The following is a 574-nucleotide window of genomic DNA, read 5'->3' on the forward strand; positions in this document are numbered from 1 at the left end:
TGCTAAATTTGAACGTGATAAAGCGAAACTGGTGATGACTTTTGATCTGCCACTTTCTAAACCTAAAGCTGTCACAAGAGATACGCTGCGCCTACTCATCTTTGACCCGAGTTATTTTGTCGACATGTCCTGGAATTCTCAGAGCGACGTTAGCTTATCCCCTGAGTTAGAGCGGCAGTGTGCGCTTGAGTTGGTTGAACCTAACCCGACTCCAGAACAGATGAGCTACGCAATGTCGTTGTCAGTTGATGCCGACCCTGATAACACCTTGGGTCAGCTCTTTACTCAAACAATCAAACTTAACTGAGCCAAGGTTACTGATTCTCAGTAATGCTGTGTGATAAAAAAGAAGAATTATAGGTTCTAGTTCAATGCAAAGAAATCAATTCAAAACGAGTCACTGCTTGATCGGTGCTGGTGCTTTATTGCTTGTTGTTGTAGGTGCTTATCAGTTGTGGTCTATGTGGCCATCGCTAGTGATTGCTAGTATTCAATGGCAACGAGAAGTCAATACTCAGCTTACAGACCTGCTTTATGAAGCTAAGTCTGCACCGTGGGCGGCAGGCAGTTACCT

Annotated in this window: 1 protein-coding gene and 1 pseudogene; both read left to right on the forward strand. The window is 44.3% G+C overall.

Features of this window, described 5'->3' with window-relative positions; genetic code table 11:
• A partial coding sequence (locus KIV40_RS26565) for a DUF1007 family protein (RefSeq protein WP_285352175.1) occupies positions 1–307 on the forward strand: 307 nt, incomplete at its 5' end.
• A gap of 64 nt (positions 308–371) precedes the next feature.
• Positions 372–574: pseudogene (locus KIV40_RS26570) on the forward strand (hypothetical protein); the annotation flags it as partial.

It is taken from the genome of Vibrio sp. D173a (genome assembly GCF_030248475.1).